Origin of the sequence: Mycobacterium sp. (assembly GCF_035314665.1) — a bacterium.
Classification (GTDB): domain Bacteria; phylum Actinomycetota; class Actinomycetes; order Mycobacteriales; family Mycobacteriaceae; genus Mycobacterium.
The window spans coordinates 1-8763 of record NZ_DATFZD010000055.1 but is presented as its reverse complement, the minus strand read 5'-3'; the positions used below and the strand labels follow the sequence as shown (position 1 = coordinate 8763).

Sequence of the window (8763 nt, the reverse complement as noted above, 5' to 3'; positions counted from 1 at the left end):
GAATATCAGACTGACACGCGTCGATACGACACGCTCGACACCCCGACGACTCAACTGATCAACGAAGCGGCGGCCGCAGCGACGGTTGCGGCCGCCGCTTCACCCTGCCCACTTGACACGAAGTCCCCCATATCAGAACGGGGGCAGGTGGGATGCTGATGGATAATGGAAACGTTACTCGCGACCAGATTCGGACGGTGCCATGACGATCACGACGCTCGGCCTCCCGCGAGTGCCGCGTCGGCTCGTTGGCCCTGAGACGCAGGCCCCTTCCACCGGCCCGTTAGTCGACACCTATGGGCGATCGGCGACCGATTTGCGGGTGTCGCTGACCGACCGCTGCAATCTGCGATGCACCTACTGCATGCCCGCCGAGGGCCTGCGGTGGGAGGCCGCCGAGCAGCTGCTGCAACCCGACGAGATCATCAGGCTGGTGCGAATAGGGGTGACCCGGCTCGGCATCACCAAGGTGCGGTTCACCGGTGGAGAACCGTTGCTGGCCAAGCATCTTGACGAAATCGTCGCCGCCACGGCCGCACTGCGGCCGCGGCCACGGCTCGCGCTGACCACCAACGGGGTTCTGCTGGCGAAGCGTGCGGAGGCGCTTGCGCGGGCCGGCCTGGACCGGGTGAACGTGTCGCTGGACAGCGTCGATTACCTGCGTTTCGCGGCCATCACCCGCCGCGACCGGCTGGCTGACGTGCTGGCCGGCCTGGCCGCCGGGCACGCAGCGGGCCTGCGGCCGGTGAAGGTGAATGCCGTACTGGACCCCATGACCGGCCTCGACGATGCGGTGTCGCTGGTGCGGTTCTGCCTCGGCCACGACTACCAGTTGCGGATCATCGAGCAGATGCCGCTGGATGCCGGACATCAATGGCGTCGCGAGGCCACGGTGACCGCGAACCAAGTGCTGGCGCAGCTGCGACGGCATTCGTTCACGCTGGAGCCGGATCGGGCGCCGCGGGGCTCGGCGGCAGCCGAGTTGTGGCGGATCACCGATCCAGCAACCGGGCACACCGGGAAGGTCGGGATCATCGCCTCGGTGACGCACCCGTTCTGCTCGAGCTGTAACCGCGCCCGGCTGACCGCCGACGGGCAGCTCCGTAGCTGCCTGTTCGCCATTGAGGAGACCGACCTGCGGAGGCTGCTGCGCGGCGGCGCCGACGACGCCGCGATCGAGGCGGCCTGGCGGACGGCGATCTGGGGCAAACCGGCGGGTCACGGCATCAACGACCCGAACTTCGTCCAGCCGGCGCGACCGATGAGCGCCATTGGTGGCTGAGGTGACGGTCGACACGATCACCGTGCGGTACTTCGCGGCCGCTCGCGCCGCCGCCGGATCCGACTCCGAGCAGCTGACCGTGCGTTCCGGCGCGACGGTTGGCGAGCTCGTCGAAACGCTGGGCGGCCGCGGCGGCGAACTGGCCCGCGTGCTCGGCCGTTGCTCGTTTCTCTGCGACGGTGTGGCGGTTCGCGACCAAGCCCAGCCGCTGCGGGCGGGCGACACGATCGACGTCCTGCCGCCGTTCGCCGGGGGATGACCGGGCTCTTAAGTCGAGCCCACCCACTCGTCGGTTCCGTCGGCGAAGACCTGCCGCTTCCACACCGGTAATCGCGCCTTGATGGTGTCCACCAGCTGTGCGCAGGCGGCAAACGCCGCTTGGCGATGATCGGCCGCGACCGCGGCTACCAGCGCCGCCTCGCCGATCTGCAGGACGCCGATCCGGTGGCTGGCCGCGATGGCCCGCGTCCCGGGGGAGTGCGCGGCGACCTCGGCCACCACCTCGGCGATGACGTCGGCGGCCGACGGGTGCGCGGAGTACTCCAGCTTCACCACGTCGCGCCCGTTGTCGTGGTCGCGAATCATCCCCACGAATCCCACGATGGCTCCCGCCGCCTGATGGCTCACCAGCTCCTGGTGTTCGGCGAGCGAAATCGGCTGATCGGTCAGCGCCGCCCGCACTACCAGACACTCCACAGAGACCAACTATATTTAGTGATTCCATGCGGTCGGTCGAGGAGCATCAACGCGTTGTCGCCGGGCTGATTACTGCCCGGCCCGCCGCCACCGCCGACCTGTCCGACGCCGCGGGCCGGGCGCTGTCCGACGATGTGACCGCGACGGTGTCGCTGCCGGTTTTCGACAACTCGGCAATGGACGGATACGCCGTGCGCGCCGACGACGTGGCCTCGGCCACGACCGAACATCCGGTGAAACTGCCTGTGGCCGAGGATATTCCGGCCGGTCGAACCGAGATCCCCACCCTCGAGCCGGGTACCGCGCATCGCATCATGACCGGCGCGCCGATCCCGGTCGGCGCGACGGCGATAGTGCCCGTCGAGGCCACCGACGGGCGGACCGACGTCGTGCGGATCGACGCACCCAGCGGCGAGGGCAAACACATCCGCCGCGCCGGCGAGGACGTCGCCGCCGGCACCACGGTGTTGCGGGCCGGGCAGCTGATCACGCCGGCGATGATCGGCCTGGCCGCGGCGCTGGGACTGCACCGGTTGCCGGTGATTCCGCGTCAGCGGGTGCTGATCATCTCCACCGGGTCGGAGCTGGTGTCACCGGGAAAGCCGCTGCGGCCGGGGCAGATCTACGAGTCCAACTCGCCGATGCTGGCCGCCGCGATCCGAGACGCCGGCGCCGAGGTGGTCGCCACCGCGGTTGCCAGCGACGACATCGCCGAGTTCACCGCGTTGCTGGACCGGTACGCCACCGAGTCGGATCTGATCATCACCAGCGGCGGCGTCAGCGCGGGTGCCTACGAGGTGGTCAAGGACGCCTTCGGCCGCGCCGGTGATCAGGGGGTGGAGTTCGTCAAGGTCGCGATGCAGCCGGGCATGCCGCAGGGCACCGGCCGGGTCGCCGGCACACCGATCGTCACCCTGCCCGGTAACCCGGTCAGCGCGCTGGTGTCCTTCGAGGTGTTCATCCGCCCGGCGCTGCGCTCCGCGATGGGCCTACCCGATCCGCGCCGGCCGCGACGATCCGCCGTGCTCACCGAGACGTTGGCCGCACCGGCCGAAAAGCGTCAGTTCCGACGTGGGGTTTTCGACGCCGCCGCGGGCACCGTCGTGAGCCACGGCCCGCCCGGGTCACACCACCTGGGGTCGCTGGCGTCGGCGAACTGCCTGCTGGACATCCCGGAAGAGGTCACCGAGATTCCGGCCGGCTCCACGGTGCAGGTCTGGGATCTGCGCTAGCAGCTGTCAGAATGGAATCCGTGGCTGACTCGGGTCCGCTCTCGCACATCGACGATCAGGGCGCGGCTCATATGGTCGACGTCACCGGGAAGGCGGCCACCAAGCGCACCGCGGTTGCCGCGGGCTCGCTGCGTACTTCCGCGCACGTGGTGGAGCTGATCGCGGCGGGCGGGCTACCCAAAGGCGATGCCCTGGCCACTGCTCGGGTCGCCGGCATTCTGGCCGCCAAGCGCACCAGCGACCTGATTCCGCTGTGCCATCAGTTGGCGCTGACCGGCGTCGACGTCGAATTCAGCGTCGGAAAGACGGACGTCGACATCAGCGCGACGGTGCGCAGCACCGATCGCACGGGGGTCGAGATGGAAGCGCTGACCGCGGTGAGCGTGGCGGCGCTGACGCTTTACGACATGATCAAAGCGGTGGACCCGGCTGCTCGTATCGATGACATTCGGGTGTTGCGAAAAGACGGCGGCCGGCACGGAACCTGGGAGCGGTGATGGCGGACCGATCGGCGTGCGTCATCATCGCCTCGACCCGTGCATCGGCCGGGGTCTACGAAGATCGGTGCGGGCCGATCATCTCCGAATGGCTTGCGCAGCATGGGTTCTCGTCGGTACAACCGATGGTGGTGGCTGACGGCGATCCGGTGGGTGAAGCGCTGCGTGATGCGATCGACGAGGGTGTCGACGTGGTGATCACCTCCGGTGGCACCGGCATCTCGCCCAGCGATAGCACCCCGGACCAGACCGTGGCGGTGCTCGACTACATGATTCCCGGGCTGGCTGAGGCGATCCGGCGGTCCGGTCTGCCGAAGGTGCCGACCTCGGTGCTTTCCCGCGGGGTATGCGGGGTGGCCGCGCGAACCTTGGTGGTCAACCTGCCGGGTTCGCCGGGCGGTGTGCGCGACGGCCTCGGGGTGCTCGCCGACGTGCTGGACCATGCGCTGGACCAACTCGCCGGCAAGGATCACCCGCAGTAGGTCAGCGCCGGGCCCGCAATGCCTGAATCCCGCGGGCCACCCACCAAATCACCAACGCCCCGACCAGCGCGATGGCCAGGTTGCTGAGAAAACCGGTGACTCCGACCGCAACGGCCAGCGCCCAGTGCCAGGGTCCGCGCAGATCCTTCAGCAGGGCGATGTGCAGCAGGCCGGCGACCGTCAGCAGGCCCGCCAGGATCGGCACCGGGAACCCGGCCAGTGCCGCGGTCAGTGTCGCTCCCAACGCGAGCGCAAGCGCGATCAGCGCGCTGCCCAACATGATTGGCGCGCCGCCGCTGCGGGCACCAAAGCTGCGATGCGCGGTCATGCCGCCGGCGCCGTGACACACCGGCATGCCGCTGATCGCGCCGGCGAACAGGTTGGCCAGGCCAAGAGTGATCGCCAGGCGCCCCGGGCGCACCCGCGAGGCGGCATCGCCGAAGTACGCGCGGGCCGTGTCCGCGGTGGCCAAACACGAGTTGGCGAACGACAACGGAAACTGCGGCAGCACCAGCGCGACGGCGGCGGCCGAGAACGCGGCCCAGGTCAGGTGCGGCGTGTGCACCGCCGACGGGCCGAAGCGCAGCGAGCCGTGGAAGGTCAGCACCATCGCCACCGCGGCAATCGCAAGGAAGACCAGGGTGATCTGGCGGCGCCGCAACAACAGCGCCGCGGCGATCACCGCCACCGTGGCGGCGCCCAGCCACCAGACCGAATGCCGATGGTCGGTGAACGATTTCGGCGTTGCGGACACCAGCTTCCACGCCAACTGACAAAAGAGCAGTCCCACCGAGAGCTGAATTCCCCGAATGATCGGCTGGGGGAACACTTTCGCGACCCAATCCAACAGGCCCGACGCCCCAAGCGTCACAAAGATCGCGCCCATCAGCAGCGCGCCCGCGGCGATGTCGTCGGCGCCGAAACCGTGCGCGATCGCTATCGCCCCGAACGCCTTCAACGGCTGCACCGGCACCGGAAGCCGGTACACCAGCCCGGCTACCACATAGAGCAGCCCGGCCGGCAACAGCACCGCCGTCGGCATGAGCCCGTTCTTCACGATCAACGCCACGGCGATCGGCACCAGCACACCCAGATCGCCCACCGCTCCGGCTAATTCCGCCCTGTCGAACCGGAACGAGCCCTCACCCGACTTCGGTCGCTCATCGACAACGGTCATCGGAACTCCGCGATCACCTTGGCGATGGTGTCGGCGTGCTGTTCCTGCACGGTGACCGATGTCAGCCCATACGTGTCGCGGTAGCCGCCCAAGGTGTCGGCGATGTCGCGAGGCGATCCGCCCAGCACGGACGGCAGTGCCAGCAACTGCTCGTCGGACAGACCGGGCACATACCTGCGCGTCATCGTCAGGTCGGGTTTGCCGGAACTGTCCGACACCCCCGTGATTGCCAAATTCAATTCGAGATCGGCAAACCGGTCACCGGCGGCGGTGCGGACGAACTCGATCCTTTCGGCGAGCGCGTCCTTGGCCCAGTGCTCGTTGGCGCCGGTCAGGCCGATGATGTCGGCGTGCTGGGCGGCGATCGTCAGCAATCGATTTCCGTTGCCGGCGATCAGGATCGGCACGTTCGGCAGGTGCTTCTTCAGGTAGATCGTGGTGTGCTCGAGGTAGTCGACGCGTTGCCCGGCGCTCGGGTACGGCAGCTCGGCCGCCTCGAATTCCTCTCGCACGTAGCCGGCACCGAGGCCGAGATCGAGGCGGCCGTCGCTGAGGTCATTGACCGCCCCCGCGTCGCGAGCCAGCAGAGCCGGCTTGTAGAAGCCCACGTTGAGCACGTAGGTTCCCAGCCGCACGGTCGTGGTGGCCGCTGCGATCGCGGTCAGCACCGGAAACGGTGCCGGCGCGCCGAGGTGGTCGGGCAGATGAATGGCGTCGAATCCGGCGTCCTCCAGGCGTCGCGCCTTGTCCCGCAGCGCGGCGCCCGACTTGGCGCTGTGAATGCCTATCGAAAACCGAAAATCACGAGCCATCAACTAACTCCGATCGTGTTGTCGTTCCTTAATTCAATTTCCAGGACCGCGCGGCGGCGGCAAGGCCCTGCACCAGTGCAGAAGTCACCGGTGACAACCCGTCGTCACCGGGTAGCGGACTACGGGGGCTGATGCCCCTGACCCGGCTGGGCAGTTCCAGCTGGGTTCCGCCGTCGCGTGCCAGGTTGACGGGGTTGTGCGGGTGCAACCCGCGCAGCTCGAGCGGGATCTGGTCGATGTCGGTGACGACCTGATAGCCGGGCAGGTCGAGATGGCCGGCCACGTGAGCGGCGAGCGCGCGGTTGCTGCCGCCGGCCAGCAGCTGGGTGCCGCGTCCGATCCGCCCGTATCCGTGCAGCGAGATCGCGATATCGACGTGGTCGAGAAACTCCGCGAGTGGGGCCGATTCGTCGGGGCGAAAGCGCGCCGACGACAGGTGATGCGGATAACGGTCGGGATGCCGCACCAGATACACCGACGCGTCGGCCGCGTCGGCGGCGCGTTCGGCGATCACGTCGGTCATCTCTTCCAGGCCGCCGCCGTGAATGGCGAGAAACCCGAAGCGTGACCGCAGCCGGCTTTCCTCGGTCACCCCGGCCTCCGACAGCAGCTCGGAAAGCGACTGGGGCGCAGGCGTTGTCGGCCGCGGCCGTGGGCGAGGCCAGCGAGCGGGATCCCATCGGCGCAGGAAGTCGATCCAGCGCTGCGGCAACCCATGGTGCAGCGCTCCGTCGATGATGCGTTCGAGGTAGCCCGGTCGTGGTGCACCCGGATGCACCCGGTGGTCGATGTAGACCCAGGCGTCCGACGGCCCGTCGTCGCTGTGCACGGTCAGCTGGTCGCGCCGGTAGCGTCGCGGCACACCCTCGGCGCTGTCCAAGGTGGCCAGGTCGTGATCGGACAGCTGCCAGATGACCCCGTGCACTTGCACGCCGTCGAACGGCTCGACGGTGGCCACCCCGCGCTGATTGATCAGCCAGTCATGGTCGGCCAGCACTGCCCGCCGGGGATCGGTGGCGCCGGGACAACGTTGCGCCATCTGCCGCACGCACAGGTTTGACCCGTACGCAAAGTAGGTATGACGCCCCGCCGGCACGACATCGATGTTAGCGGGGCGAAGTATTTGGTCCGCCTCGGCCGTGGCGCCGCCATCCCCGGCGTGTCGACCGACGACCGCAACGACGTCATCCGGACCCCTACACTGGAACCTGTCGCCGAACGCTACCTGTTCGGCCAAGTCCCCCAACAACTCTTGGACGGCGACACCGACACAGTGACCTGATCGGGTAATGACCGCAAGGTTAATTCCCGCGCGTCACGCTGTTGGTGCCATCGTTTCGGTGCAAGGATCACTCAATGGACGGTTCGGAAGTCAGCACGCGGGATCGCGACACGATCGAACGGGAATTGCGCTTGCTGGTCAGCGTCCGCAGTGCGTACCGACAGCGGGGCGGCGCGTTGCCGCCGGTAAGTCAAATGGACGCCCTGCTGGACGAACTCCTGGCGCTGGGTACGCCGGTCACGCCGAAGCCCAAAGCCACCCGGGCTATGCAGACCCGCTCACGGTAGGTGGATCAGGGCTGCGTTCGTCTCGCAAATGTTCAGGTAACCAAATGCGGCGCATCGAAGGAGAGACGCGCAGGCGCGGTCTCGACCCGTGATTTGACCTATCTCGCTGTCATGCGGGTTGGATTTCGACGGGGTCGTCGGGGTTGAAGTAGCGCTCTGTTCCGTCGGTGAACTGCACCGTCACCACTTCGGGTAGGAAACTGCCGTCGTGGGGACGCAATTCGGAGACGGCCCTTGTTTTGACCTGCTTCCAGGAGTCGTCGCCTTCACCGTGCTCGCGGAATCGGTAGCCAGGTATGCGGTTGGTGAGGTCAACCGCCCGCATGCGCAGCACTCGGCGCGGTGGCGTGGGCATACTTGCCAATTCTGCCAGCTGCAGCCCTGGCCGGCTGAGTATGAACGCGGGAAGCTGTTAGGGCTAGCGCGCCAACGTCAGATAAATCAGCACCATCCGGTAGCTGACCGTCATGCTAAACGTGGTTTGACCTGGTCATTCATTGCCGTCATGGGTCGAACTATCTTTAACTTGAGCTAACACCCTGCGCTCGGCCTGGTTGGGTTCTACTGATCAGGACGACGTCGCGATGCGCTCGGGATCTGCTGACCATTACTTCCATCGAGGAGACCTGTGCGACAACGGCATGGATACGCGGCGCACACAACGTCGCTGGGCGAACGCCGACGTATGCGGCTCGGTCTCAACCCGTCTCTGTAACCCTGGCTACGCCGGTCCGCTGGTCGGACCGCACTCTTGAATTGATCGCGCCCGGGGTGTCTGATTCGAGCCACGTAAGCCTCGGAAAGGGAAAACTTGTGGGTGTTTTAGCCGGTCCATTTGCAGGAGAGAACTGGCTCATCATGCCAGCGGCCGTCGCGGTGAACGAGTCTCCGCCTCGCAGCATCAGCGACCAAAAATGGATCCTTGTGCTCAGTGGGGTCTGCATTCTGAATTTACAGGGCACGAATGCCAATGATTGGACTCGCGAAACTAGAACAATCCTACCCGATTATAATTA

Annotated in this window: 12 protein-coding genes and 1 pseudogene; 8 read left to right on the top strand and 5 right to left on the bottom strand. The window is 67.0% G+C overall.

Annotated features, from left to right (window positions below; genetic code table 11):
- Positions 1-202 precede the first annotated feature (202 nt).
- Together moaA and VKI00_RS04275 are read left to right on the top strand one after the other, a co-directional pair.
- Complete coding sequence (moaA, locus tag VKI00_RS04280) at positions 203-1282, top strand: GTP 3',8-cyclase MoaA (RefSeq protein ID WP_324435677.1); 1080 nt, start codon at positions 203-205, stop codon at positions 1280-1282.
- Positions 1275-1541: a MoaD/ThiS family protein gene (locus VKI00_RS04275; protein WP_324435675.1), complete on the top strand. Its 267-nt coding sequence runs from the start codon at positions 1275-1277 to the stop codon at positions 1539-1541. Before moaA ends, VKI00_RS04275 begins: the two co-directional genes overlap by 8 nt.
- Before the next feature lie 8 nt (positions 1542-1549).
- On the opposite strand, the gene VKI00_RS04270 is transcribed toward VKI00_RS04275, so the two are convergent.
- On the bottom strand, positions 1550-1969 hold the full coding sequence (locus VKI00_RS04270) for a molybdenum cofactor biosynthesis protein MoaE (protein ID WP_324435678.1): 420 nt from the start codon (positions 1967-1969) through the stop codon (positions 1550-1552).
- A gap of 35 nt (positions 1970-2004) precedes the next feature.
- On the opposite strand from VKI00_RS04270, the gene glp reads away from it, so the two are divergent.
- From glp to VKI00_RS04255, 3 genes are read left to right on the top strand one after another with little or no spacing between them, the layout of a single operon-like run.
- Positions 2005-3210: a gephyrin-like molybdotransferase Glp gene (gene glp / locus VKI00_RS04265; RefSeq protein WP_324435673.1), complete on the top strand. Its 1206-nt coding sequence runs from the start codon at positions 2005-2007 to the stop codon at positions 3208-3210.
- An 11-nt stretch (positions 3211-3221) separates the two neighbouring features.
- Positions 3222-3707: a cyclic pyranopterin monophosphate synthase MoaC gene (gene moaC, locus VKI00_RS04260; protein ID WP_324435671.1), complete on the top strand. Its 486-nt coding sequence runs from the start codon at positions 3222-3224 to the stop codon at positions 3705-3707.
- Positions 3707-4189 carry a MogA/MoaB family molybdenum cofactor biosynthesis protein gene (locus tag VKI00_RS04255; protein WP_324435669.1) on the top strand — a complete coding sequence of 161 codons (483 nt, stop codon included), beginning with the start codon at positions 3707-3709 and terminating at the stop codon, positions 4187-4189. Before moaC ends, VKI00_RS04255 begins: the two co-directional genes overlap by 1 nt.
- A gap of 1 nt (position 4190) precedes the next feature.
- Here the strand turns inward: VKI00_RS04255 and VKI00_RS04250 are convergent, their stop codons facing one another.
- From VKI00_RS04250 to VKI00_RS04240, 3 genes are read right to left on the bottom strand one after another with little or no spacing between them, the layout of a single operon-like run.
- A complete protein-coding gene (locus VKI00_RS04250; protein WP_324435668.1) occupies positions 4191-5366 on the bottom strand; it encodes a putative sulfate/molybdate transporter in 1176 nt (391 codons plus the stop codon).
- Positions 5363-6178 (bottom strand): TIGR03621 family F420-dependent LLM class oxidoreductase, encoded by an 816-nt coding sequence (locus VKI00_RS04245; RefSeq protein WP_324435667.1) that lies wholly within the window; start codon positions 6176-6178, stop codon positions 5363-5365. The genes VKI00_RS04250 and VKI00_RS04245 overlap by 4 nt, the downstream gene beginning before the upstream one ends.
- Before the next feature lie 28 nt (positions 6179-6206).
- Positions 6207-7274 (bottom strand): poly-gamma-glutamate hydrolase family protein, encoded by a 1068-nt coding sequence (locus VKI00_RS04240; RefSeq protein ID WP_324435666.1) that lies wholly within the window; start codon positions 7272-7274, stop codon positions 6207-6209.
- On the opposite strand from VKI00_RS04240, the gene VKI00_RS04235 reads away from it, so the two are divergent.
- Together VKI00_RS04235 and VKI00_RS04230 are read left to right on the top strand one after the other, a co-directional pair.
- Positions 7257-7460: a hypothetical protein gene (locus VKI00_RS04235; protein ID WP_324435665.1), complete on the top strand. Its 204-nt coding sequence runs from the start codon at positions 7257-7259 to the stop codon at positions 7458-7460. The genes VKI00_RS04240 and VKI00_RS04235 overlap by 18 nt on opposite strands.
- 74 nt (positions 7461-7534) lie before the next feature.
- Positions 7535-7747 (top strand): hypothetical protein, encoded by a 213-nt coding sequence (locus VKI00_RS04230; protein ID WP_324435663.1) that lies wholly within the window; start codon positions 7535-7537, stop codon positions 7745-7747.
- A gap of 109 nt (positions 7748-7856) precedes the next feature.
- Here the strand turns inward: VKI00_RS04230 and VKI00_RS04225 are convergent, their stop codons facing one another.
- Positions 7857-8102 (bottom strand): hypothetical protein, encoded by a 246-nt coding sequence (locus tag VKI00_RS04225; protein ID WP_324435661.1) that lies wholly within the window; start codon positions 8100-8102, stop codon positions 7857-7859.
- A gap of 458 nt (positions 8103-8560) precedes the next feature.
- Here VKI00_RS04225 and VKI00_RS04220 point away from each other — a divergent pair.
- Positions 8561-8763, top strand: a pseudogene (locus tag VKI00_RS04220) (hypothetical protein); the annotation flags it as partial.

What these genes read in the sequence shown, in the direction of transcription:
- glp (WP_324435673.1), top strand. Translation starts at nt 2,005, where the DNA reads ATGCGGTCGGTCGAGGAGCATCAACGCGTTGTCGCCGGGCTGATTACT.
- VKI00_RS04255 (WP_324435669.1), top strand. Translation starts at nt 3,707, where the DNA reads ATGGCGGACCGATCGGCGTGCGTCATCATCGCCTCGACCCGTGCATCG.
- VKI00_RS04245 (WP_324435667.1), bottom strand. Translation starts at nt 6,178, where the DNA reads ATGGCTCGTGATTTTCGGTTTTCGATAGGCATTCACAGCGCCAAGTCG.
- VKI00_RS04230 (WP_324435663.1), top strand. Translation starts at nt 7,535, where the DNA reads ATGGACGGTTCGGAAGTCAGCACGCGGGATCGCGACACGATCGAACGG.
- moaC (WP_324435671.1), top strand. Translation starts at nt 3,222, where the DNA reads ATGGAATCCGTGGCTGACTCGGGTCCGCTCTCGCACATCGACGATCAG.
- moaA (WP_324435677.1), top strand. Translation starts at nt 203, where the DNA reads ATGACGATCACGACGCTCGGCCTCCCGCGAGTGCCGCGTCGGCTCGTT.
- VKI00_RS04235 (WP_324435665.1), top strand. Translation starts at nt 7,257, where the DNA reads ATGACGCCCCGCCGGCACGACATCGATGTTAGCGGGGCGAAGTATTTG.
- VKI00_RS04225 (WP_324435661.1), bottom strand. Translation starts at nt 8,102, where the DNA reads ATGCCCACGCCACCGCGCCGAGTGCTGCGCATGCGGGCGGTTGACCTC.
- VKI00_RS04250 (WP_324435668.1), bottom strand. Translation starts at nt 5,366, where the DNA reads ATGACCGTTGTCGATGAGCGACCGAAGTCGGGTGAGGGCTCGTTCCGG.